Below are 25750 nucleotides of genomic sequence, written 5' to 3' on the forward strand. Positions count from 1 at the left end.
AAACTTTCTATACGATTGGTGTTTTATGAAATTATGGGGCTTGTTCCTAAATTTTCATTTCATATTTCACTTTTAAACTACGCTACTTTTTCAAGAACCGGCATCGTGGCATGAGCAATAGACAAAGTCAACGGATCTAAATGGCCAGCAAAAAAAGTGTCCAGAAGCTCTTTAAAGATAGGATTTGCATTTTCAACCTGAGAAAATAGTGTCAGGGATGAACGCAATTTTCGGGCATCTAATTCTCCCAGAATAGCTTCGGCAGATTTCCTTTTGTATTGTAATAATAGTTGTGAGATTTCTACAAGGTGCTTTTCTAAAATAGGATGCTGAAGATAGGCTTTGGCTTCTTTTAGATCTGCAATGGCATAATAATCGGCTATGCTGCTTTTACCCAATCCTTTTATCTGAGGAAAGATGAACCACATCCAGTGTGATTCTTTTTTTCCTTTTTTAATTTCCGAAAAGGCAGTAAGATACATTTTGTTCTGAGCATCTAAAAAGCGGGTTAAATCATTATTTGCGTAAGCCATGGTCGAATGTATTTATGATAAAGGTTGTTGGTGATACTGTTTTTATCTCTTAAAAGACAGCTCAAAAATACAGACGAACCTAATTTTTAATTTATACAATTATGGGGCTTTGTTATATAATTTGAACCTGTCGTATCTTCCAACATATCAATGTATTGTTATCTTCTCTCACCGACTTGTTGGCGCCACATCGAGTAATAAAGTCCTTTTTTCTCCAGAAGTTCGCCATGGGTTCCTGTTTCAGAAATTTTTCCTTTTTCTAAAACATAAATAGTGTCCGCATGCATGATGGTGGAAAGTCGGTGTGCAATTAATATGGTCATACGCTTTCTGCTTAGTGAAATTTCCCTGATAGTAGCAGTAATCTGTTCTTCGGTAAGAGAATCCAGGGCAGATGTTGCTTCATCAAATATGAGCAGTTGTGGTTTTCGCAACAAGGCTCTGGCAATCGAAAGACGTTGTTTTTCACCACCCGAAAGTTTCATTCCGCTTTCTCCCAATATTGTGTGTAAACCATGTGAGGCTTTTGCAATCAGTGCAGTTGCAGATGCTTTTCGCAATGCTTCATCGATTTCCTCATCTGTTGCAGCGGGATTTACAAACAGCAGATTGTCTTTAATAGATCCGGCATACAGCTGTGTATCCTGCGTAACAAAACCAATTTGTCTTCGCAAAGGGTTGTAACGGATCTGATCGGAGTTAATTTCATTAAAATAAATAGCTCCTTCTACGGGAATATAAAGTCCGACCAGCAATTTTACCAAAGTAGATTTTCCCGAACCGGATGGGCCTACAAAGGCAATTGTATTTCCCAGACTGATTTTAAAGGAAATATCATCAATAGCATTGTAGCCGGCAGTTTTGTGTTTAAAGATTACGTTTTTAAATTCAAGAGATTCCAATTGATCAACTTCAACAGAATTTTCAGGTCGCTTTTCAATGGGTCTGTTCATTAATCGGTCAAAAGTTTTTAAAGAAGCATCTGCTTCTCTGTATAAGATGATCATATTTCCCAAATCCTGTAAAGGAGTAAAAATAGCAGTCGATATAAATTGCATCGCAATCAGTTCGCCTGTCGTCAATACTTTCCTGAAAATAAGCCATAATAAAATAAACAGGATCGATTGTTTGAGCAGATTAAGCATATTGCCCTGAAGAAAAGAAAGAACGCTCACTTTTTTTGCCTTTTGCATTTCCAGATTGTAGATCCGTAAAGTCTGCTGATTCATTCTTTTAATTTCGGCAAAAGTAAGGCCAAGGCTTTTTACGAGTTCTATATTTCGCAGACTTTCGGTAATGACTCCGGCCTGTTTATCCGTTTGTCTGTTGATGGATTTCTGTATCCCTTTTATTCTTTTCGAAACCAGTCCGGTTAGCGATCCCAGTAAAACAACTCCAATAAAAAATACAGGAACCAGCAGCCAGTTTTTGTTGATGCTGTACCAAATAAGAAAACCAACCCCAATAAGCGACGAATACATTACATTGATAAAGGAATTGATAAATCGTTCGGAATCTGTTTTTACTTTTTGGAGTACCGATAGGGTAGTACCGCTCCTGCTTTCTTCAAATTCCTGATAGGAAAGCCTTAAGGTTTGTTTCAGTCCATCATTAAAAATAGACATTCCAAATCCGGCAACGGCTTTTCTTGTAATATAGTCCTGCGCTGCTTTGCTGAGTCTTGCAAATACCGATATTCCCAGTGCTATTCCCAGCCAGTATACTATGCCCGAAATCAGTTCATTTTCAGGAAGGTTGTTTTTGTTTGTAGCATACTGATCTATAATTTTTCCAAATATTACAGGATCAACCAAAGTAAGAAGTTGCGCTATTCCGGCGAGTAATAAAGAAAGAAAAACAAGATTGCGATGTGGTTTTAAATATTTCCAGAGTATTTTCATTAAGCTATTTTTTAAATAGATTCTAAGGACCAGAATTGATTTTTACTAAGTTAGCATTCTTATCTTAGATTTAAAAGGTATTTAAGTGAAGAAAACTTTGTAATAACAAAAGACCTGTAAACATATCGTTTACAGGTCTTTTGTGAATTAGACTGCATTGCAGTCCGTATAGTATTGTTTTGTTTTAGTGTTTTCCTTTGCCATGACCATTTCCATGACCTTTATCATTTCCATGACCGTTATCATGGTCATCATGGGAATGTTTATTGTTTCCTTTACCGGGTTTTTGCCCAATTGTTTTTTGTGGGCCTCCTTTGTAACCTTTACCGTATTTTACTTTATGAACTTTATAATTATCATAAGGTCTGTTTCCTCTGTAATCGGTAAGTACTACTTTATATTCGTTGTAAAGGTCATAATTACGATACGCTCTAGGTAAGGATCTTGATTGAATCCATTTTCCATTACTTACATAAATGTAATTTGAAGTATTTACATCATAGTAGGTTTCAAGGTCAGGAAGATAGTAGTAACGCACATCATTGTATCCTGAAGGACCCCATGAAGGAGGTGTTCCAATGTTTACATTAACAGAGACCTGAGCATATGAAAAACTCAATGCAAAAAAAGATAGTATCGTCAATAAATGTTTTAAAGATTTCATGATCGTAATTTTTATTAGATTAATAATTAGGTTAAAAACAAAAACTGAGCCGAAGTTAAAAACGAAACAGCTAAAAATTGATTTTGTATAAAAGGACTGCGTAAAATGAAGTAGTCTGTAGGCTATTTGTTTTGTCCCGGAGCGTATTTTTTTGCACTTTTATCACCATTCATTTTTTTGGCCTGACCCGGCGGTACACTTTTTACTTTTCCGCTAGAGTTATGGGAATGGCTGCCGGAACTTACGCTGCAGCTTGCAAAAGAAAAAATAGCCGACAGCATTAAAATTTTAATCATTGTAGTTTTCATGTTTTTCTTCAAAGTTAATTTTTTAATAACACTTTCTGCTTAATTACCAATATGTTTTGGGAATAATCCAATTATATGTACGAATAATTATCACTTTTAGATTTTTTAAATTTAAAACGTAACCCTCACATCCTAATTATAATTATTTTTTAAGGTTTGCCACTTTCTCTGTCAGGTTTTTCCAATATCGTTTTGGCATGTGCTGAAGATGAAGGCGTGTGTTTTTTCTGGATTCAATATTGACATGAGTAAAATACTGCACCCACAAATTTTGAAAAAACGCTTCTTCCTGGTCACAAATTTCAGCCAGGAATTTAGTAGAATTCAAATCGTTGCTAAATTGTAATTCTACTGTCGAGACCTTTTCGAGATCGTAATAAATTCCATATTTTCGTTTTGCATCGTAAATAAGCCAGCGCTGATCTGCATAACGACTCACAAAATGATTCTCGATAACAGGAAGTACATCACATTCGGGTTCAATAATGGCATAATACAGCTGATCTTTGGTTAGTTTAAAACGAACAAAAGCTTTCATTCGGTGGCTTTCTCTTCTTGTTATCCGGGCCGCTTTTCTGATATCCCAAACCTCATTATTCGATAAGTCTTCTTCTATGTTTTTTGTAGTGGAAAATACATAGCTGGCAAACCGAAACATAAGATCCTCTGCCTGCTCTGTTTCTGATAAAAAAGTGCCGTAGATTCTTTTAAATCCTTCTTTTGAAAGCCGGTTTTTTAATCCGTCAGCAACACGTTTTGCTTTTTCCGGATCTGTTACCACAAAATAAGTGGCAGCAAAAAGGAAAGCTGTTGTCGGTTCTTGTTTTGTAAAAACAATATCCTTTAGTTTGAACTCATAAATTTCAAAGACAGCAGTGAGCCATCCTTCAAAAGTACCGTCATAAATTACCTGCGTCATGCGCCAAATAGAGAAAGTTGATTGGAGAAATCGTTTTTGTATTTACTTTTTTGGGAATCTAAAATATGGTCCTTAATCTGGATAGCGGTAAAATCTTTCTGCAGTTGAAAGGGTGATGCAAAAGCCAGAAAATACTGGGCCCGGCTATAGGCAATCCCCATTTTCTGTAAGTCCGGAGCAGTAAGTTTTTTAAATTTTCTGGCAGCTACAATTTTCCGGGCACTTAAAAAGCCTATTCCGGGAATGCGTTTGATGAGTTCAAGATCCGCGACATTAATGTCAACAGGAAACTGATTCAGGTTGCGCAGCGCCCATCCAAGTTTGGGATCGATGTCAAGGTCCAGATTAGGCTGGTCAAATCCGACGATTTCATTTACATTAAAACCATAATAGCGGATCAGCCAATCGGCCTGATACAAACGGTTTTCACGTATAATAGGAACCGGAGTTCCAATAGAAGGAAGGCGGTTGTCATAACTTATAGGGACATATCCGGAATAGTACACCCGCCGCATGTTCATTTGTTGATAAAAATAGTCTGCCATTCCTAAAATTTCAAGGTCGCTTTCTTTTGTTGCCCCAATTACCATTTGGGTACTTTGGCCGGCGGGAGCAAATACAGGGGCTTTATAGTTTGATTTTCGCTCTTCTTTATGGCCGGCAATTTGATTTTTAAGATAGTGCATGGGTTTGATCACATCAATGTGATTTTTCTCCGGTGCCAGTAATTTCAGGCTTTGTTCGGTTGGCATTTCTACATTTACACTTAAGCGGTCGGCGTACATTCCGGCTTCTTTCAATAATTCGTCACTTGCTCCTGGAATCGCTTTTAGATGTATGTAGCCATTAAAATTATGTTCTAATCTCAATTTCTTAGCAATTCTGACCAAACGCTCCATAGTAAAATCAGGATTGTCAAAAATACCGGAACTGAGAAATAAACCTTCAATATAATTTCTCCTGTAAAAACCAATCGTAAGATCCACGACTTCCTGTACCGTAAATGCGGCTCGTTTTACATCATTGCTTTTTCTGCTGACACAATACGCACAGTCAAAAATACAATGATTGGTCAGTAAAATTTTCAGTAAAGCGACACAGCGCCCGTCTTCGGTATAGGAATGGCAAATTCCGGAACCGCTGGAATTCCCAAGTCCTTTGTCTTTATTTTTTCGATTACTCTGACCCGACGAACAAGAAACATCGTATTTTGCCGCATCAGACAAAATAGCCAGCTTTTCCATTACTCTTTCGTGTACCATTTTGATTTCTTTTATAATTATAACCTTTATAAAAGAAAGCGATGAATCTTCATCCAATAAAATGATCTTTTTAGGATTACTCTTTTGTTTTTGGAAATCCCCTGTTCACTTTGAAACAGGCAGACGCTTTCAATCGTAGCTATAAATCGTGGTTTTTATATTTTACGTTTATCAAAATTAGTTCAAATTGTAACAATGCAGAATGAATAGAGTGTTATAAATCGTAACAAAATCGTAAACGTCTTTTCTGACTGAAAAAATGCCTGAGGAAAAAAGAAGTTATAAAAATAACAGGGTGAAGATTGGTGAAGGATTAAAATAAAAAATCGCAATTATCAGATGTTTTGATAATTGCGATTTTATTAAGTGGAGTCGCCGGGAATCGAACCCGGGTCCAAACAAGCAACTAAAGAGCTTTCTACACGTTTATTTCCTGATTGGATTTTCGATGTTAAGCTAGGTCAGGAACAACCACTCAACACTTATCTTCTTAATTTCGAAATCCACCCGAAGCTCATGGAAATCTAGGTCTATTTTTACGGTTCCCCTATACTGACCGCCACAAACCAAGGCTTTCAAGGAGAATCCAGCTTCCCTATCTGATAGGGACGTGGCTAATCTTACTGTAATTCAGATTATGCAGCTAAAGCGTAGTTATTTTCGCCGTGTGAAATTGTAAGATCTTATATTTACGAGCAAGGTCTCAATGCTCGACGTGCTTACTTTTCAATTCGACTTGCTGTCAAAACCAGTCGACCCCAAAAATGAGTTTGCAAATTTATACTATTTGAAGTTAGTTTCGTAATAAATTTTTCAGAAAAATATCTTTATTCTTCGTCCTTAAAATTAAACGGGTAATCTCCGAAAACAGGAGCCAGTTTACGGACTGCATAAGTGTTTCGCGTAAATTTATTCGATAAAGCTATAATAGTGATGTTTTCTTTCTGTAACGGAATATAAGATGACGTATAACCATGCCACCAGCCGTTATGGAAGTAAAAATTCTGTCCGGTCTCCCAATTGATCATTCTGATTCCCAAACCATAATTTTTGGTGCCTTTACGTTCGTTGCTGTAACCGGTATAAACTTGTTTTAATAAGTCAGGCTTTAAAAAATCGGGTGAATTTCTGGCACGGTCAAATTTTAATAAATCGCGTGGAGTGGAGAAAATATTTTTATCACCATAAACAGCATCCATATAATCCAGTCCGATTTCGACATTGTTTCCTTTATAAGACGGAACGATTGTTTTCCGGTCTTTTTCCCAGTCAAAAACAAAAGTATGCTTCATTCCCAGAGGTTTGAAAATCATTTCGGTCATTGCCTCTTTATACGACAGTCCCGTTATTTTTTCAATAATAAGCGCCAGCATGGCATAATTGGTGTTGCAATATGCAAAACGGGTTCCCGTTGTGGCTTCCAATCCAATATTTTTAGTAGCCAGGAGCTCCAAAATATCTTTATTGGTCAGTTGATTGTGTCTGTCCCAAACCGATTTATCCCTGTCGGTGAAATAAGCGTAATTTCTCATTCCGCTGCGGTGGCTCAATAACATTCGAACCGTACATTCCGGATAAGGAAAGGTTTTTAAGATGGTGTTTACTTTTTGGTCTAAATCCAGTTTTCCGGCATTCACCAGTTTTAAAACTGCAGTCGCTGTCAAAACTTTACTTACCGATGCAATATGAATAGGTGTATCTGCATTGATGGTTGTACCTTCATTTCGGTCTGCGTAACCATTATATCGTTCAAAAATAATCTGACCATTTTTTGCTACCAAAAAACCGCCGTTCATACTATTGTTCTTCCAGTTTTTAGTGTAAAAGTGATTTATTCTTCCTGCAACCGAATTGATATAAGCCTGACTTATTTTTTTTTCCGGTCCTAAAGGTTTCATCTTAGGCAAAGTATCCTCGACCGCTGTAATCTCTTTTTCTGTGTTTTTTTTATCTTTTCCGCAGGATCCTAAAACTAAGATTAGAAAAAGTATTTGTGGTATATTTGTTTTTTTAAGGAAGCTCATTTTCATCATTCTTTAAAAACAAATATATAGAATTCAATACTTTTGATTTGCCCTTTATTAATCTGCAGAATATAGTTTTTAACTTTTTTTTAACTTCTTTTTTTTGTAGTCGATTGTGCATCAGCTTTTAGCATTATGAATCTGTTTGAAATTAAAGAATTACAACAAAAATTTAACTTATTTTGTTATATTTGAAACAAATTAAGCCTGAAAAGTTATATTAATATTTACTCTAATCCGATATAAATGAAATTTGGTATTATAAAAGAAAGAAAAAACCCACCAGACAGACGTGTTGTGTTTGCACCAAGTGAACTTGCAAAACTGAAACAGCTTTATCATGAGGCTACAGTTGAAGTTGAAAGCTCAGATATTAGAATATTTTCTGATGTTCAATACCAAAGTTTAGGGATAACTATTACAGATGATGTTTCTGGTTGTGATGTTTTATTCGGAGTGAAAGAAGTTCCTGTAGAAAATTTAATTCCAAATAAATCGTATTTCTTTTTTTCTCATACTATAAAGAAACAACCTTATAACAGAAAGCTATTATTGGCTATTTTGGAAAAAAATATCGATTTATACGATCACGAAACTATTGTGGACAGTAATAACCGAAGGCTGATTGGGTTTGGAAAATATGCCGGAATGGTTGGTGTTTACAACGGAATTCGTGCTTTTGGATTAAAATTCGAATTGTTTAAATTGCCAAAAGCAGAAACTCTTGCCGGAAAAGAGGCCCTGATTATGCATTTGAAACGCATTACGTTACCTCCTTTAAAATTTGTGATTACCGGAACTGGTAAAGTTGGGAGCGGAGCCAAAGAAATTCTGGATGCTATAAAAATAAAAGAAATTGCGGTTGAAAATTATTTAACTAAAAACTACACCCAACCGGTATACGTTCAGTTGGATGTTTTAGAATACAACAAACGAATTGACGGACAGGTTCTTGATTTTAATGATTTTGTAACGCATCCGGAAGCTTATGTTTCTGATTTTGAAAAATTCACAAAAGTAACCGACGTTTATTTCACGGGTCATTTTTATGCAAGTGAAGCACCGGTAATTTTGACAAGAGAAATGTTGAATGCAAGTGATTGTAAGATAAAAGTGGTAGCGGATATTTCCTGTGATGTCAAAGGGCCAATTGCCTGTACCTTACGTTCTTCCACAATTGCAGAACCAATCTACGGATACTGGCCTGCCGAAGATAAAGAAGTAGATGTTTTTCACCCGGGTGCAGTTGTCGTAATGGCGGTTGATAATCTTCCGTGTGAAATTCCAAAAGATGCCAGTGAAGGTTTCGGGGAACAATTTATGGAACACGTAATCCCTGCTTTCTTTAATGGAGATAAAGATGGAATTCTGCAAAGAGCCAAAATAACAGAGAATGGAAAACTGACTCCAAGATTTAGTTATTTACAGGATTATGTAGACGGGAAATAAGTTTGCAGTCTCAGTCTCAGTTTTCAGTTATTGGAATGGTATACTTTTACATACCCTCTTAGACTGTAAACTGAGACTGCAAACTGAGACTGAAGACTTTTTTTACACCATTTCTTCCGGTTTTACCCAGGCATTAAAATCTTCGGGTGTAACATAGCCCAGGCGAACGGCTTCTTCTTTTAGGGTTGTTCCGTTTTTGTGTGCGGTCTGAGCGATCTCGGCTGCTTTATAATATCCGATTTTGGTGTTCAGAGCGGTAACCAGCATTAGGGAATTGTCTACTAATTCTTTAATACGTTTATGGTTGGGCTCAATTCCCTGTGCGCAGTGTTCGTCAAATGAAATACAGGCATCACCCAATAAATGAGCTGATTGAAGAAAATTGGCCGCCATGAGCGGTTTGAAAACATTCAATTCATAATGTCCCTGCATGCCACCGATAGCAATAGCCATATCGTTTCCGATAACTTGTGCACAAACCATTGTCAAAGCTTCACATTGTGTCGGATTTACTTTTCCGGGCATTATGGACGATCCGGGCTCGTTTTCAGGAATATGAATTTCTCCAATTCCCGAGCGGGGGCCTGAAGCCAGCATTCTAATGTCATTTGCAATTTTATTTAAAGAAACAGCGAGTTGTTTTAATGCTCCGTGTGTTTCAACAATAGCATCATGGGCTGCTAAAGCTTCAAATTTATTTTCAGCCGTTATAAAAGGATGATTGGTAAATTTGGCAATGTATTCGGCCACTTTTACGTCATAACCTTCCGGAGTGTTAAGTCCTGTTCCAACTGCGGTTCCGCCCAGTGCAATTTCAGATAAATGTGCTAAAGTATTTTTCAATGCTTTTAATCCGAATGTTAATTGGGCAGCATAACCTGAAATTTCCTGACCTAAAGTAAGCGGCGTAGCGTCCATAAGGTGGGTGCGTCCAATTTTTACAACATCTTTATAGGCTACTGCTTTTGCATGCAGTGTATCTCTTAATTTTTCGACACCGGGAATGGTAGTTTCTACAATCATTTTATAAGCAGCGATATGCATCCCGGTTGGGAAAGTATCATTGGAGGATTGCGATTTATTGACATCGTCATTTGCTTTTATAAATTGTTCGCCTTCACCAATCTGAAAACCTTTAAGAACTTGTGCTCGGTTGGCAATTACTTCATTTACGTTCATATTGCTTTGCGTACCCGAACCGGTCTGCCAAATCACCAATGGAAACTGATCGTCTAATTTTCCTGCCAGGATTTCGTTACACACCGCTGCAATAGCATCTCTTTTTTCAAGTGGTAAAACGCCTAAATCATAATTCGCATATGCAGCAGCTTTTTTTAAATAAGCAAAGCCTTCTATGATTTCTTTTGGCATAGATGCCGATGGTCCGATTTTGAAATTGTTTCTCGAACGTTCTGTCTGCGCACCCCAATATTTATCGGCCGGGACCTGAACTTCTCCCATGGTGTCTTTTTCTATTCTGTATTTCATTTGTTTGTTTTGTGTAATTGTGAATTGTAAGCTGTAAAATATTATTTGTAAAATGTGAACTGCGACTGTGACTGTAAACTGCGACTGTAAACTTTTTTAAAAAGCCCTTATTTAAAATGAGTTTAAATATACGGATTATTGTTATTTTATGAAAATTGATTTGGTTTTTATTGGCAAGGAAAGATATAAAACCTACATTTGTGCTTACATTCAAAAATTCCGGAAAACATGTTTGAATTTTCACAGTACTTAGGTTTTTTACTTTTCTTAACCATACTAACTATAGGTTTTTGGTTAATGTTCTTCTTAGTTGGTTTCGTATCTTATTGGGTTACGGGAGCAAGCTGGGAAATGTTCAAAGAAATGAGAGCAAAGAAAAAGCAAGAACAATCAATTTAATTTTAAATTGATTTCATAAAAAAAGGACCCGTTTTTACGAGTCCTTTTTTTTTATTGAGGAAAATCCAAAATCTAATAAAAAAATTCCAAATTCCAGTTTACTAAGACTTCATAAATAAGTTTTAGTAAACTGGAATTTGGAATTTAAAAAAATTGGAATTTTAACTTAAGTTATCCCGGAAATTCTCCACCGCCTTCGGTTCCTCCTTCTTTTTGAGCAGGATTCTTTTCTCTTTCGTTTTTAGCTTTGTTAAAACGATACGTAAAGGATAAATTGAATTGACGCTTACGGAACTGAAATTCACTATATGAATTCACCTCGTCCAGATACGTATAGGATTTCATTTTTCTGGAGTTGAAAACATCACTCACGTTAAAAGCAATAGTGGCTTTGTCTTTCAGTACATCTTTACTAAAAGAAGTATTCATTCCGAATTGCCCTAAATTTTTACCCTGTGCTGTTTTCTGAGAACCGTTGTACATAGAAGTCAGCTGCCAGTCGATTTTGTATGGTAAAGTCACTTTTGAACTGATTCTTGCAAACCACGAATTAGCCTGATTGTCTAAATTCTGAGTTACAAGGTTACCTGTTTGTATGTCAGTATAAGTATTTTCTCCGGTTGTTTTGACATTATAAAGATTGAAATTACTGTTTAATCTCCACCATTTATAAGGGGTGTAATTAAGTGTAAATTCAAAACCGAATTTTTGTTCTTTCCCTACATTAATCGGTGTGTTAACAATTACCGGAATTCCACCTACCATATCTCCGTTGGGATAGCGAACGAAGCTAAATACATCTTTTGTATTTTCGAAATAAGCTGATGTATTAAAAGTTACCTTGTCCCAGCGTTTGATATAACCAAGGTCAAATTTATCTGTTAAGGAAGGATCTAAATCCGGATTTCCCTGAAAAATATTGATATTACTTGAATAGTTGACGGCAGGATTCATAAAACGTCCTCTTGGTCTTGAAAGACGTTTGCTGTAACTTGCTGAGAAATTACTCTGATCTGAAATCTCGTAACTAATAAAAGCACTTGGAAATAAATTGTTGTATTTCTTCGTATTGAACTCTTTTGTATCTAAAAGATTGACCTGAATATTGGTGTCTTCCCAACGCAATCCAAATAAATAGGAGAATTTGTTTACTTTAAAACCATATTGGGTATAAAGTGCATTGATGTTTTCTTTATACTCTAAAGTGTTGGATAAATTAGTAATTGTCGCCCCTGCAGGATCAATAACATAATACTCATTGTTTAAATTACTGAAACTTCCTTTGTATCCTGCTTCGAACTGACTTCCTTCGCTGATTGGCAAAACATAGTCGGTTTGTAACTGAACTTGTTTCTGCACCTGGTTGTTTAGTGTACTGTTGTATTTCTGTGTTCCTGAAATATCACTGTTACTATCATCATTATTCTTTGAAATAGAAGCGTCAACGGTAAGTTTATGTCCTTTATCGTTGAAGTTTTTTATTAAATTAGAAGTGTATTCTATATTATCGCTATCCGTAATCCCTTTGTTTAATCGGTAAGAACTACCGGTAAAATTATGATTAACATCAAAATTATTATAGTTAATCAAATCTTTGTCTTCACCTGAATTATTCTGGTAATTGATCGCATTTGTCCAAAAAGTGGTTGGATTAATGGTCCATTCAACTCCGGCTCTTCCATTAAATCCTTTTCTGATTCTTTTGGTGTCACGGTCTTCATCTAAATAACTTTTAGTGGTACCATCTTCATTTAAATACTCGGAATTGGTTAAACCTGTACCTTCATTGGTTCTGTAATTGTATCCTGCAGTTGTAAAGTAGTTTAATTTTTCTGTTTTATAATTCAGATTCGCACTTAAACCATAGGTTTCAGGAAGACCTGTTGAAGCAATAAAAGTTCCGTTAAGCCCTTGGTTTTTCCCTTTTTTAAGGATAATATTAATTAATCCTGAACCACCTTCAGCATCATAACGCGCTGATGGATTAGTGATAACTTCTACCTTGTCAATAGCATCGGCAGGCAGCTGACGTAACGCTTCAGCTACATTGATCGCGTTTGAAGGTCTTCCGTCAATTAAAATCCTGATATTATCACTTCCTCTTAAGCTTACATTTCCTTCGGTATCCACAGAAACAGACGGCACATTATCTAAAACGTCACTTACAGTTCCGCCTTTTACCATCATGTCCTGACCCACATTATAAACTTTTTTATCCAGCTTTATTTCAACGGTAGATTTTTCAGCGCGAACAACAACTTCATTCAGTTGCGCAGCATCTTCAGAAAGATTTACGACACCTAAATTAGTATCAGTCTCAATGTTTTTTTGTTTGATCTCGGTTGCCTTAAACGAAATAAATTCAATCTTTATATCGTACGTTCCCGGAGCAACCGCTACTTCAAATTCTCCTTTTGGATTTGTAATTCCACCCGCAATAACTTTAGTGTCATTTGGAGCCATAATCGAAATAGTAGCATATTCCAGAGGTTGCTTGCTTACTTTTTCGAAAACTTTTCCGCTAACTTTTACTTTATTGCCACCAGATGGCAGTTGTTGTGCATAGTTGTAAAAACTTGTAAAAAGCAATACAAGTAATACAGCAAATTTGATTTGTTTCATTGTCTTTTTTGGTTCTTTTTCTTCTTAGACCGCAAATTTAGCTTTTGGTTTAAAGCGAAAAGTCACAAAAAAATGTTAATGCTGTTCTTTATAATCAATCTAAAAAAGAAGCTACCAAATCTAAATCTCTTCCAATGATGGCTTTTGAGTCTTTTATTACAATTGGGCGTTCTATTAAAATAGGATGGTCAGCCATTGCCTGAATAATCTCATCATCAGTCAGCGTCTTTTGCTTGTAATTTTCTATCCAGATTTTTTCTTTAATCCTTACTAAATCAAGAGGTTTTAAATTTAGTTTTTCAAGTAACTTTTTTAAATCAGTAAACGAAGGTGTTTCTGTCAGGTACGGAATGATTTTGTAATCCTGATTGGACTGGTCTAAAAAGGCAAGACAATTTCTTGATTTTCCGCAACGTGGATTATGGTAAACTTCGATCATTTTATTTTTTTTAATTTATTACAGGAGAATTCGGTATTTTAGCAAGACCAAAAATAAGATTTACTTATTAAACTGAATTCTCATTTTTAAATTTTTATAAATATGTTTTTAGAACTAGGAATTAAACCCGAAAATAAATTCTGGAAATATCTTTTAGGATCCGTTTTTATCATTACTGCGTCTTTTATTGGTCAGATTCCTTTTTCTATCGCAGTTCTCTATAAAACGTTTAATTCCAATAAAGCTTTTCCAACAGATAGTGATTCAGCTTTAAAAATGTTTGAACCTAATTTGACATTGTTTTTGGTGATGATTTCTTTTGCTTTTGCATTTGCCGGGATTTATTTTGTTGTAAAACACCTCCACCATCAGACAATTTTATCAATAACAACTGCCCGCAAAAAAATAGACTGGGGACGTATTTTGTTTTCTTTTACGTTATGGGCGGTTTTTTCTCTGCTGAGTTTTGTAGCGCTCTATTTTAAATCTCCTGAAAATTTTGTGTGGAATTTTAAATTAGTTCCCTTTCTGATTTTAGTTGCTCTTGGTGTTGTATTGATCCCGATACAGACCAGTACAGAAGAATATGTTTTTAGAGGTTATCTGATGCAGGGGTTTGCTAATCTGGCCTTAAACAGATGGTTTCCGTTATTGATGACATCGCTAATTTTTGGTTCCATGCACTTTTTTAATCCTGAAGTCGCTAAAATGGGTTATGTGATTATGATATATTACATTGGTACAGGCTTCTTTTTAGGTATTTTAACACTTATGGATGAAGGAATTGAGTTGTCCCTAGGGTTTCATGCTGCTAATAATCTGATTGGGGCTTTATTGGTTACTTCAGACTGGTCTGTTTTTCAGACTCATTCTATTTTCAAAGATATGTCAGAACCTTCAGCGGGTTTGGATGTGATTTTGCCTGTGTTGGTTATTTACCCGATTCTGCTTTTTATTTTTGCTAAAAAATACGGCTGGAGCAATTGGAAGGAAAAATTAACAGGTAAAATTAATAGTGTAGAATCATCAAATTAAAAGTTTCATGTTAGAATTAACACATAGAAATGTCCACAATTATTTTAATATAAACGGATATCATCTCAACGCGGCAGATTTATGCCGTGTCGCTTACAGTTATATAAAAGAGGGAGATTCGAACGAACAGGCCATTGGTGAATTTCTATTGGACTGGTTCGATAATAAAGAATTCATCGAAATGAAAACGTCGGGAACAACCGGGCTACCCAAACTGGTTCGGCTGGAAAAACGCGCTATGATTCATTCTGCCTTGGCGACGGGAGATTTTTTTCTCTTAGAACCCGGAAATAAAGCCTTGTTGTGTTTGCCGGTTCAATTTATAGCCGGGAAAATGATGTTGGTGAGAAGTATGATTTTAGGTCTTGATTTGGATGTAGTGGCTCCCAGTACCGCACCTTTAGCTCTGAATACAACGTTATACGATTTTGTGGCAATGGTTCCTTTGCAAGTTCAAAATTCAATTGAAGCTTTGAAAAATGTAAAGAAACTAATTGTAGGAGGTGCTAAAATGGATGCGTCACTTGAGGAAAAAGTATTGCCTTTGAAAACGGAGGTTTACGAGACTTACGGAATGACCGAAACTATTACTCATATTGCAGCCAGAAAAGTGGGAGAGAATGTTTTCACTGTTTTGCCGAATGTAGAAATAGCTCAGGACGACCGTGGATGTCTGGTAATTACCATTCCGGTTATTTCTGAAGATCCTGTTGTTACCAATGATCTGGTTGAGATTGTAAGAGAAAATCAGTTTATTTTCTTAGGAAGAATTGATAATGTTATTAATAGTGGAGGGGTGAAGCTTATTCCGGAACAGATAGAAGCCAAACTGCTGGATAAAATTAAGGGAAGGTTTTTTGTAACCGGAATTCCGGATGCTGCTCTGGGCGAAAAACTGATTCTGGTTATTGAAGGCGAAAAACAAGATTTTGCAACCGACTTTTTTGATGGTTTGGGAAAGTATGAAAAACCAAAAGAAATTGTTTTTGTTCCGAAATTCAAAGAAAACCAAAACGGAAAATTATTACGTAAAGGGAGTTTGGTTTAAATAAAAATTCCAAAGGTAAAAATCCCAAATCTCAATTAGTAAAAATTGGGATTTGGGATTTTTTATTTTTTGGAATTTAAGCTTACTTATTCTTTAATTACAGCATCTTTACGTTCCAGTAAAGCCATATAAAATCCGTCGAAACCTGATTCTGAGGCTAAAATTTTACGATCTTTTATGAAAGTAAATTGTTTTCCGATTTCAGTTTTTAAGAATTTTTCTACCTGTTCCTGATTTTCTGATGGTAAAACAGAACAAGTAGCGTATACTAATTTTCCGCCTGGTTTTACAATTTTAGAATAACTCTCTAAAACTTCTGCCTGAACTTTACGAATGTTATCAATAAATTCAGGTTGCAGTTTCCATTTCGCATCAGGGTTTCTTTTTAGAACTCCTAAACCGCTGCATGGCGCATCGATCAATACACGATCTGCTTTTTCATGTAATTTCTTGATCACTTTTGTGGTGTCAATAATACGATATTCAATATTAAAAGCGCCATTTCTTTTTGCTCGTAATTTTAATTGTTTCAATTTGCTTTCGTACAAGTCCATTGCAATCAGTTGTCCTTTGTTTTCCATTAAAGAAGCAATGTGCAGTGTTTTTCCTCCGGCTCCTGCGCAAGTATCCACAACGCGCATTCCTGGTTTTACATCAAGAAAACCAGCAACCAATTGCGAGTTTGCATCCTGAACTTCAAAAAGTCCCTGTTTGAAAGCATCCGTCAAAAATACGTTTGCTCTTTCTTTTAAAACTAAAGCTTCCGGCTGATCTTTTAAATATTCGGTTTCAATATTTAAATCCATCAGGGTGTTTCTCAGGTTTTCTTTGGTTCCTTTAAGTGTGTTGGTCCTTAAAATAACTTTTGCCGGCTGGTTTTGTGCAGCAATTTCTGTTGCCCAGACTTTTTCACCTAATTCTTTAACTCCCAATTCATCCATCCAGTCCGGAATAGATTCTTTAAGGGCTCTGATTTTAGAAAGTTCGTCAAAACGTCCTTTGATTTTTCTTTCCGGTGTTCCTTCCAATTGTCTCCAATCCGGAATTGGATATCCTCTTAAAACGGCCCAAACCGCAAACATTCTCCATAAATTGTCTCTGTCAAAAGGTTCTTTTACTTCGGCAATTTCTGCGTATAATCGTTTCCAACGAACAACTTCGTATATCGTTTCAGCAACAAACTTCCTGTCGGAACTTCCCCAACGTTTGTCTTTTTTTAATGCTCTTGCTACCACTTTGTCTGCATATTCTCCTTCATTGAAGATGGCATTTAAAGAATCGATGGTAGTATAAACTAAATTTCTGTGTAATCTCATTTTAATTATTTGAGTTGCAAAGGTACTATTAATTGATTGAAAGTTAAATTTTTAATTTTGATTGTTATTTAGACTTTCATTAAAAAGAAAAAAAAACACTCTAATAAAGTTTAAAAGAGTGTTTTCTGAATTTATTTTTGGAATAACTTTATTTTAGAATCCTGGTCAATCCAATATTTTCCGGAGCATGAAGCACCATCGGGAATTTCTCTATTTTTACGGAACTGCTGTCTAAACCAAAAGCTCTTTCTTCAGACAAACTTAATTTTTTGATAAAGAAATAAGAGTTCATGATAATATTTTCATGCCATCTTAAGTCGTTATCATTAGAAAGGAACTTTTCAGACAATACAAATTTAAAGTCTCCGATAATATTATTTTTGTTTAATGACTCATAGCGGCTGGTAATATCCACTTCACCATTTTTTACCATATCCCTGATTACTTCACGAAACATCAGGTTTATTTTGGTTGGCTCTCTGAATCCTAAATTAAAATCGACTCTGTAAATATCGTCTTTTGCAATTTCGGTAACTTTATACTGTGTTTTATAAGGTTCCGTTAAAATATTCACGTGTACAAACCAGTAGATATCGGCTCTTTTTGGACGCTTTTGCAGGATCGAATACATTACTTTCTGTTCCAGTTCATCTACGCGGTTTGCATTGGTCATATAAACCAAATGGGTCGCATATTTTGGAATAGATAAGTCTTCGCTCAACTCCATCAATACTTTTTTATAATCGTCGATTTTGACAATTTTGGTATAGTTTTTATTGATTTTCTTGGCCAGATACCAGATCGTCATAATCGAAATTAAGACAGCTGCAATAATTAAAGTTACATAACCACCTTCGGCAAATTTGGTGACATTGGCAATCAAAAAGCTAAATTCAATTATCAGGTAAATGGTAATTAACGGCACCATGAAAAATAATTTAATACGTTTCATGATCAGGTAATAGTTAAGCAGAATGGTCGTCATGATCATACATAAAACAATTGCCAGACCATAGGCATGCTCCATGTTGCTTGATTTTTCAAAATGCAGAACAATTCCAACACAGCCAAAAAATAACAGCCAGTTGATGGACGGAATATACAATTGACCTTTTACTTCGGTCGGATATTTGATTTTAACTTTTGGCCAGAAATTAAGGCGCATTGCTTCATTTATCAAAGTAAAGGATCCGCTGATTAAAGCCTGTGATGCGATTACGGCTGCTAAAGTTGCAATAACAATTCCTACCGGCTGAAACCAGTCCGGCATGATAAGATAAAATGGATTGCCATTTTCTCCTCCTAAGGCTTTTAAAGTCTGTCCTTCATGATGGATCAAAAAGGCTGCCTGACCGAAATAGTTTAATACCAGGGTAAGTTTAACAAAAATCCAGCTTATTCTGATGTTTTTTCTTCCACAGTGTCCCATGTCTGAGTACAATGCTTCTGCTCCCGTTGTACACAAAAATACTAGTCCAAGAACAAAAAAGCCTTCAGGGTGTATCTGTAATAAATGATACGCATAATAAGGATTTAGGGCTTTAATAACTTCCGGATGATTAGAAATCTGAATAACTCCCAGAGTTCCTAACATGGTAAACCAGATTAGCATCATCGGAGCGAAGAATTTCCCAACTAATTTAGTTCCAAATTGCTGAATGGTAAAGAGAACAAATAAAATTCCGATAACAATCGGGATCGTATTAATTTCAGGATAGTAGGTTTTTATTCCTTCCACAGCCGATGAAACCGAAATAGGCGGCGTGATAATTCCATCTGCGAGCAGAGCACTACCTCCAATAATGGCCGGGACAATCAGCCAGGTTATCTTGGTTTTTTTGACTAATGCATATAATGCAAAAATACCACCTTCACCGTGATTATCTGCGCTTAGTGTAATAAGCACATACTTTATGGTAGTCTGTAAGGTCAAGGTCCAGAAAACACATGAAATACCTCCTAAAACAATGTCAGCACTGATGATGTGTTCTCCAAGAATGGCTTTCATTACATATAATGGAGAAGTACCAATATCTCCATAAATAATCCCTAATGTGATTAGTAAACCTCCAATAGACAACTTACTGTGTAAGTTTTTATGCGCTGCGCTCATGTATGTTTTTATAAAAGACGGTTGCAAATTTACTGTTTTAAAATAAATTAGCGTCAATTAAAATTAAAAAGATAAAAAAAAGCACAATCGTAAAATTGTGCCTTAATTTTTATTAGATATTTAAGGAACAGAATTTAACCTCTTCTGTTTCCTCCTCTTGACCCTGAACTATTTTCTCTTTGTGGCTGACTGCCTCTTGATTCCTGGTTTACTCTTGGAGATTCAGCTCTTTGTGGTGCCTGTGCTCGCGAAGTGTTTCCTCTGTTTTCAGAGCCTCCTCTGTTTTCAGGCATGCTTCTCGGCGCTTCTGTTCGTTGTACCGGAGCAGAAGTTCTGTTAGAATTCCCTCTGTTTTCTGAATAAACTCTTGAATTGTTATCATTAGAATTTCTTCTCACTTCATTTCTCTGTGTGTTTTCAACTCTTGCGGGAGTATTTACACTTGGTGAATTATCTCTGCTGGTTGGTGTTGCACGATTGGTGTTGTAATTTCTGTCTGAATTGGGTCTGTTAACAGCTGCGTTTCTATTATCGGCATAGTTTCTGTCTGTACCGGTTGTTCTTCCTGAATTGGATCTATTGGTATTGTAAACATTTTGGTTTCTGTTAGATTCTCTGCTTGCAACACGTCTTTGATCTAATTCATATCTGTTGTTGGTGTTCGCATGTCTTTGAGAAAAGCTATAATTGGGACGTCTTGTTTCATATCCGTAAGAACGTCTTGTTTCATACAAAGCCGGAGCTCTGTAACTTCTCCTGTTATTTACGTAATTATAGTGGTTGTTTACGTTGATACAAACATTTATGTTATTTCTATATCTGTAAATAGGGTAAGGTCTCCATGCAGTGTAATAATTAGGATAATAATTCCATCCCCATGTTGAATAGTATGGTCTGTAATTAGTGATCCAAAATGAAGTATAAATTACCGGAGTTACATTGTAAACAGGCTCATAAATATAATTATCTCCATACAAATAAGAGTTTCCTACCACCTGAACAACTACTTTGTTGGAGTTGTCTCTTTCAACATCAATTGTTGCGATATCCTGATACACATCGCGATCCAAAACGGCCTGTATGATTATAACGTGGGTTCTGTCTTCTACAGATTCAATTACACGCAGGTAGTCAACTTCGTCATCGTCATTTAAATCAAGGTTAGAGATCTGATATTTCGGATCATTCAATCGTCTTTCAAAATCCTGAAGATTGGCTGATTCTCCAAATATGGAAGCAACGGCCCTAAGGTCTAAGTTGTCGCTTATATCTGAATTTTTTGCATAAACAGTTGTTTGGCTTTGTGCCGGAACTGTACTAAAACCTAAGGCTAGTAATGCTATAAAAAGTAGTTTCGATTTCATGACAAATCATATTAAGATTAATATTGTGGGATATCCAATTACTGTGCCAGAAAAAAGAACAAAACATATTTTATATGTTATAATTAATTGTATTTTAGCATTAAAAAAAAGTAATTAATATGAAAAAAGTAATTTTATTTCTTGGTGCTTTTGTTTTGTTTGTGTCTTTTAAAACATTGAATAATAATGAAAAAGAGTTCGTAAACAGTGGCTTCACCTCAGTACAAATAGAAACTTTATTTCAGGATAAAATTAGTATCAGGGCGATTGCAATTGATAAAGATAAGATCTGGTATGGAGGTGATAATTCTCGTTTTGGATGGTATGATTTAGATAAAAAAGAAAAATTTGAAGATCATATTTACAGGGATACCTTAAAATTGGAATTTAGGAGTATTGCACAGACTTCAAAAAATATTTTCTTATTAAGTGTAGCTAATCCTGCCTTGTTGTATCAGGTTTCTAAAAAGACCCAAAAAGTAAAATTAGTATACAAAGAAATCAATTCGAAAGTATTTTACGACAGTATGCAATTCTGGAACGATAAAGAAGGTATTGCAATAGGTGATCCTACAGAAGATACTTTTTCGATCATTGTTACCCGTGACGGAGGTGAAACATGGACCAAATTATTATCCGATAAATTGCCGACAAACGCTAAAGGCGAAGCTGCTTTTGCTGCCAGCAATTCAAATATAGTTATTAAAGGTGATCATACATGGCTCGTTTCGGGAGGAAAAAAAGCACGCGTTTTTTATTCTTCTGATAAAGCAAAAACATGGAAAGTTATGGATACGCCGATTGTTCAGGGAAAAACAATGACAGGAATTTTTACAGCTGATTTTTACGATTCCAAACAAGGGTTTATTGCCGGTGGAGACTATGAGCTTCCTGAGCATAAAAATGATAATAAAGCCTTTACAAAAGATGGTGGAAAAACCTGGGAAATAATAGGTCAGGAACAGGGTTTTGGATATGCCTCATGCATTCAATATGTTCCGGGAGGAAATGCCAAAGAACTGGTTTGCGTGGGTGCGTCCGGTATTCAGTATTCTGCAGATGGAGGGGCTTCCTGGAAAGAATTGTCCAATGACAATAAATTCTTTACCATTCGTTTTATTAATAAAAATACGGCAATTGCTGCGGGTTTCAATAAATTAGCCAGATTGCATTTCAATTAAAATAATAAGAACCCTAAATAATAAAGTAAGTATTATTATATAGGGTTCCTATCGCTGTTGTTTCTTGCGCTGTTAGTTTTTAACCGCCTTATCCCGATACTGTTTTAATAATTTTCGGTTAAAATCATCTTCTGATTTTTTAAGCTTCAATATTTTTTTTGCCGAAAGAACTTTTTTAAGATTCAACATGTATTTTTCGCGTAAAAGATATATTTCCTTATCTGTGCTTTCTATTTGTGAAAGGAGTGCAGAAGCTTCTTTTTCTGAAATTGAATTGATGTTGTCATCATCCAGTTTACGCAGATAGGTTTTCATTTTATCATGACGCAATTCAAATTGCTTATCATCAAAAGCATTATAAATAGGCCAGAATTTTTCAGCTTCTGTAGAAGTAAGTTCAAGCTCAGTTGTTAAGAAAGAGACTTTGTAAGCTTTGATTTTTTCGCGTTTCTCATCTGTTTTGTCACTTTGTGCATAGAAAGAAAAACTAACTAAAAATAGAAGTAGCGGCAATATATTTTTGATTTTCATATTTTTAAGTTTTTGTTTTATTCTGAAATTAAATTTTCAATATTAGGATTTGAAGACAGAATGTCCTCAAGTGTTTCCTGTTCGAGGGCAACATTCTTATTAAGTGACTCAATATCTTTTGAGTCAAGCTGATTAATTAAATCATACTGATTCAGGTTAGACTGATAAGTCAAATATGTTTCTAAGGTGTTTTCGTCCAGTTCTTTTGATGTATTGTTGTAATTATTTACTATCGGAATCATTAATGCAATAACAATTACAGCGGCGGCGAGCATTGTAAGAACCCTTTTACGTTTATAAATAGGGATAACTTTTACTTCTTGTTCATTAATTTGCTGTAAAACTCTTTCCGAAAGAGCATTAAAATAATGCTCAGGTGTTTTAAATCCTGTTGTTATCTTCGGTTCGTTTTCTAATTTAAATGCTTTCATAATGTCTATAAGATATGTTTTATAACAAAAGGTTTAATTTGACGTAACATATAATTCAATTTTTTTTACGGCATGATGGTAAGAGGCTTTCAGTGCGCCTACAGAAGTCCCAAGAATTTCTGATATTTCTTCATATTTTAATTCCTCAAAATATTTCATCTTAAAGACCAATTGCTGTTTTTCGGGTAATGTTACTATCGCTTTCTGGAGTTTCAATTGTATCTCATCTCCGTCAAAATAGATATCGGCTCTTAAATTTTCGATTGTTTTATTCTGTAAAGCCTCAGATGTCAACCCGTTTAGTTTTGCTTTTTGGTTCAGAAAAGTCAGGGCTTCATTGGTTGCAATCCGATACATCCAGGAAAAAAGCTTACTTTCTCCCTTGAAGTTCTTTAAATATTGAAAAATTTTTACAAAAGTATTCTGCAGCACATCATCTGCATCGTCATGATTCAAAACAATGTTTCGGATATGAGAATACAATGGCCTTTGATAATCGGACAAGAGTTTTTGAAACGCCGTGTTCTGCGTTTTGGGATTTAATAATTGTGCTATAAATTCCTTCTCGTTTGTCAAACTTGTTGATTTATCTAGTTAGAATGAATTTAAAACAAAAGGTTTAATCTGCCTTTATTCTTTTTTAGAATTCAGACTCTTCTTGTTCTGCCGGTGGGGTTGTTGGCGGAGAAGCAGGTTTTTTTGGTTTTACAGTTGTATTCGGTTTTACAGTCGTTGTAGTTGTAGCAGGGGGAGTAGTGGTTTCTGTTTGCGGTGTGGAAACCGGAACATTCGCAACCGGAACTACCTTAGGTTTTACCGGAAAATAGATTTCGGTCATTAATTTAGATTGACTTTTTGTATCTAGTTTGCTTACGGTTAAGATTTCAAGATGTGACCAGCTTAAATCCGGAACTATTTTTTCGTTGTTTATAAAAGTCGTTGTTTTTGTAATTGCCTCGGCTGTATGGGAATAATCACCAGTTAAGGTCGTTTTTACCGCTTCAAAACCATTTAGTTTTCCGGATAAAATATCACTTCCCGCGCTTATCGAAATGTCTTTATTTATAGGTAAACAGATCGAAATTTTGGCTAAACCGATTGCTGTATCATAAGTATGATAAATGATAAATGGCTTTCCGCTGGTCTGTAAACCGTTTGTCTGACTAAAATGTATCAGTTTCGGAATTACAACTCTGGCATTTTTATTTATCTTTTGAATTTCACTTGTAAAAGTCTGTCTGATATAAGGTGTTTCCGTTTTCTTTACAACACCATTGACTTTAATGGCGTATGTTTTAGTTTCGTAGTTTAGGTTTTTATCAATATTTACAAGGCTTTTTTCATAAACAGTTCCAATCACATTATCAAAACCGCCATTTAGTGCTGTGTATATTTTAAACATAAAACTCATCGTTCCTTTTGCCTTCCAGGTCACTTTTGTTTTACCGGCCAAAGTGTCTTTGAAGGTCCAGTTTACATCTGCCTGAGTTCCGTTGAAAGTCATTTTTTGATGAATGCTTTCTCCGTCTTTTGTTTTTAGCGTAAGCGAATTCCCTGTTCCTTCAGTGCCTTCCCATGAAAATGAGGCTCCGTTGCCAATTGTATTCGCCGGAAATGACATTTTCATCGTTGGATCTTCAATAGACCAGGATTCAAAATCTTCAAAATTTCTAAAATCATTTACGTAGTTATAGACCGTATTTCTTGGTGAATTGATTACTTTACTTCTTTCTATGGAAAAATCTCCTTTTTGAGTAGCTACAAAAACAGTAAGGGCAACTAAGCTTAGTAACGCTAAAAGAAACAGATATTTTAAAATCTTCATTGGGTAGGTTGTTTGGTGTCGTAAAGTTATAAATTTTATTACTAGTCTTGGGGGCGGTATTAAATATAAATAACAATTTTTGCTTATATTCTGATCAAATAGTGTTTAAATAAAACAATTTTTGAAAATAGTAGGCAAATCTCCGGTGTTTATTTTTGATTTTTAAATATAAGCAAAAAATCGATACTTATCTTTTTAAAAATATTTTGATGACAAATAAGATCGCAATAAAAAGAAGGAAACCAATCAGTACTTTATAATTTCCCTTATAAAAAACTTTATGTAATGCCAGATCTTTTCGATAAGCAAATATCATTACGATTACAAATGCAATAAAAAAACAGAGTGCGAATATTAATTGTCCTTGACTAAACATAGTTGAAAATTATTTTTGGCAAATTTAGAGAATTGTATAGGAATAGTTACTAATTTGGTAGTTCAATTAATTAAATAAAATCATGAAAAAGCAAATAGATGCAGTTAAGGAATTCCACACTGCTTTTAAAATAGGGCACAGCGAAACGCCGGTTGCAGATTTAGGCGAAACTAAAAAATACCTTCGCTATAATTTAATGAAAGAAGAAAATGAGGAATATCTGGATGCAGCTCAGAAAAATGATTTAGTTGAAATCGCTGATGCACTGGGAGATATGATGTATATTTTGTGCGGAACTATTATTGAACACGGCTTGCAGGATAAAATCGAGGCTGTTTTTGATGAGATTCAGCGTAGCAATATGAGTAAATTGGGCGAAGACGGAAAGCCTATTTACAGGGAAGACGGAAAAGTCATGAAAGGGCCGAATTATTTTAAACCGGATTTTTCGAAACTGTTATAAAAACAAAGCCCGACAAATTTTAAAAATTTGTCGGGCTTTTATGTTTTAAAGGACTTTTA

General features: G+C 35.3%; 23 protein-coding genes and 1 other RNA gene. 5 read left to right on the forward strand and 19 right to left on the reverse strand.

Translation table 11 applies throughout. The features are described from left to right. Positions 1–77: 77 nt before the first annotated feature. The 8 genes from EV142_RS08890 to EV142_RS08925 form a co-directional block, all read right to left on the reverse strand. Positions 78–533 (reverse strand): DUF1810 domain-containing protein, encoded by a 456-nt coding sequence (locus EV142_RS08890; protein ID WP_132034636.1) that lies wholly within the window; start codon positions 531–533, stop codon positions 78–80. A 158-nt stretch (positions 534–691) separates the two neighbouring features. Next, positions 692–2434, reverse strand: coding sequence for an ABC transporter ATP-binding protein (locus EV142_RS08895; RefSeq protein WP_132034638.1), 1743 nt, complete (start codon positions 2432–2434; stop codon positions 692–694). A gap of 184 nt (positions 2435–2618) precedes the next feature. Then, a complete protein-coding gene (locus EV142_RS08900; protein WP_132034640.1) occupies positions 2619–3098 on the reverse strand; it encodes a hypothetical protein in 480 nt (159 codons plus the stop codon). Positions 3099–3220: 122 nt separating this feature from the next. Beyond that, positions 3221–3394 carry a hypothetical protein gene (locus EV142_RS08905; protein WP_238698682.1) on the reverse strand — a complete coding sequence of 58 codons (174 nt, stop codon included), beginning with the start codon at positions 3392–3394 and terminating at the stop codon, positions 3221–3223. Between the two features lie 154 nt (positions 3395–3548). Next, the gene (locus EV142_RS08910) at positions 3549–4325 is read right to left on the reverse strand and encodes a TIGR03915 family putative DNA repair protein (RefSeq protein WP_132034644.1); all 777 of its coding nucleotides are present in this window, start codon (positions 4323–4325) and stop codon (positions 3549–3551) included. After that, entirely contained in the window at positions 4322–5587 is a 1266-nt protein-coding gene (locus tag EV142_RS08915; RefSeq protein ID WP_132034646.1) for a putative DNA modification/repair radical SAM protein, read from the reverse strand. The genes EV142_RS08910 and EV142_RS08915 overlap by 4 nt, the downstream gene beginning before the upstream one ends. A gap of 364 nt (positions 5588–5951) precedes the next feature. Next, positions 5952–6347, reverse strand: a transfer-messenger RNA (tmRNA) gene (gene ssrA / locus EV142_RS08920). Between the two features lie 67 nt (positions 6348–6414). Further along, positions 6415–7617, reverse strand: coding sequence for a serine hydrolase domain-containing protein (locus EV142_RS08925; RefSeq protein WP_132035539.1), 1203 nt, complete (start codon positions 7615–7617; stop codon positions 6415–6417). 240 nt (positions 7618–7857) lie between these two features. Between EV142_RS08925 and EV142_RS08930 the strand changes: the two genes are divergently transcribed. Then, positions 7858–9060, forward strand: coding sequence for an NAD(P)-dependent oxidoreductase (locus EV142_RS08930; RefSeq protein WP_132034648.1), 1203 nt, complete (start codon positions 7858–7860; stop codon positions 9058–9060). Between the two features lie 102 nt (positions 9061–9162). Here the strand turns inward: EV142_RS08930 and fumC are convergent, their stop codons facing one another. The 3 genes from fumC to EV142_RS08945 form a co-directional block, all read right to left on the reverse strand. Beyond that, positions 9163–10548: a class II fumarate hydratase gene (gene fumC, locus EV142_RS08935; protein WP_132034650.1), complete on the reverse strand. Its 1386-nt coding sequence runs from the start codon at positions 10546–10548 to the stop codon at positions 9163–9165. Between the two features lie 570 nt (positions 10549–11118). Then, a complete protein-coding gene (locus EV142_RS08940; protein WP_132034652.1) occupies positions 11119–13569 on the reverse strand; it encodes an outer membrane beta-barrel family protein in 2451 nt (816 codons plus the stop codon). A gap of 94 nt (positions 13570–13663) precedes the next feature. After that, positions 13664–14008, reverse strand: coding sequence for an ArsC/Spx/MgsR family protein (locus EV142_RS08945; protein WP_132034654.1), 345 nt, complete (start codon positions 14006–14008; stop codon positions 13664–13666). A gap of 102 nt (positions 14009–14110) precedes the next feature. Between EV142_RS08945 and EV142_RS08950 the strand changes: the two genes are divergently transcribed. Together EV142_RS08950 and EV142_RS08955 are read left to right on the forward strand one after the other, a co-directional pair. Continuing rightward, complete coding sequence (locus EV142_RS08950) at positions 14111–15043, forward strand: CPBP family intramembrane glutamic endopeptidase (protein ID WP_132034656.1); 933 nt, start codon at positions 14111–14113, stop codon at positions 15041–15043. A 7-nt stretch (positions 15044–15050) separates the two neighbouring features. Next, positions 15051–16091 (forward strand): AMP-binding protein, encoded by a 1041-nt coding sequence (locus EV142_RS08955; protein WP_132034658.1) that lies wholly within the window; start codon positions 15051–15053, stop codon positions 16089–16091. An 86-nt stretch (positions 16092–16177) separates the two neighbouring features. Here EV142_RS08955 and EV142_RS08960 read toward each other — a convergent pair whose 3' ends face one another. The 3 genes from EV142_RS08960 to EV142_RS08970 form a co-directional block, all read right to left on the reverse strand. Continuing rightward, on the reverse strand, positions 16178–17407 hold the full coding sequence (locus EV142_RS08960) for an RsmB/NOP family class I SAM-dependent RNA methyltransferase (protein WP_132034660.1): 1230 nt from the start codon (positions 17405–17407) through the stop codon (positions 16178–16180). Between the two features lie 148 nt (positions 17408–17555). Then, entirely contained in the window at positions 17556–19520 is a 1965-nt protein-coding gene (locus EV142_RS08965; protein WP_132034662.1) for a KUP/HAK/KT family potassium transporter, read from the reverse strand. Positions 19521–19654: 134 nt separating this feature from the next. Continuing rightward, the gene (locus EV142_RS08970) at positions 19655–20884 is read right to left on the reverse strand and encodes a hypothetical protein (protein ID WP_132034663.1); all 1230 of its coding nucleotides are present in this window, start codon (positions 20882–20884) and stop codon (positions 19655–19657) included. A 119-nt stretch (positions 20885–21003) separates the two neighbouring features. Between EV142_RS08970 and EV142_RS08975 the strand changes: the two genes are divergently transcribed. Beyond that, positions 21004–22065 carry a WD40/YVTN/BNR-like repeat-containing protein gene (locus EV142_RS08975; protein WP_132034665.1) on the forward strand — a complete coding sequence of 354 codons (1062 nt, stop codon included), beginning with the start codon at positions 21004–21006 and terminating at the stop codon, positions 22063–22065. Between the two features lie 72 nt (positions 22066–22137). Here EV142_RS08975 and EV142_RS08980 read toward each other — a convergent pair whose 3' ends face one another. The 5 genes from EV142_RS08980 to EV142_RS24370 form a co-directional block, all read right to left on the reverse strand. Next, positions 22138–22596: a sensor of ECF-type sigma factor gene (locus tag EV142_RS08980; RefSeq protein WP_132034667.1), complete on the reverse strand. Its 459-nt coding sequence runs from the start codon at positions 22594–22596 to the stop codon at positions 22138–22140. Positions 22597–22613: 17 nt separating this feature from the next. Next, the gene (locus EV142_RS08985) at positions 22614–23027 is read right to left on the reverse strand and encodes a hypothetical protein (RefSeq protein ID WP_132034669.1); all 414 of its coding nucleotides are present in this window, start codon (positions 23025–23027) and stop codon (positions 22614–22616) included. A 33-nt stretch (positions 23028–23060) separates the two neighbouring features. Next, a complete protein-coding gene (locus EV142_RS08990; RefSeq protein WP_132034671.1) occupies positions 23061–23603 on the reverse strand; it encodes an RNA polymerase sigma factor in 543 nt (180 codons plus the stop codon). A gap of 64 nt (positions 23604–23667) precedes the next feature. Next, on the reverse strand, positions 23668–24852 hold the full coding sequence (locus EV142_RS08995) for an SRPBCC family protein (RefSeq protein WP_132034673.1): 1185 nt from the start codon (positions 24850–24852) through the stop codon (positions 23668–23670). A gap of 187 nt (positions 24853–25039) precedes the next feature. Continuing rightward, positions 25040–25228, reverse strand: a complete 189-nt coding sequence (locus EV142_RS24370; protein ID WP_132034675.1) for a hypothetical protein — start codon at positions 25226–25228, stop codon at positions 25040–25042. A gap of 82 nt (positions 25229–25310) precedes the next feature. Between EV142_RS24370 and EV142_RS09005 the strand changes: the two genes are divergently transcribed. Beyond that, entirely contained in the window at positions 25311–25691 is a 381-nt protein-coding gene (locus EV142_RS09005; protein ID WP_132034676.1) for a pyrophosphohydrolase domain-containing protein, read from the forward strand. The last annotated feature ends 59 nt before the right edge of the window (positions 25692–25750 follow it).

The sequence above is a fragment of the Flavobacterium circumlabens genome, from assembly GCF_004345565.1.
GTDB lineage: Bacteria > Bacteroidota > Bacteroidia > Flavobacteriales > Flavobacteriaceae > Flavobacterium > Flavobacterium circumlabens.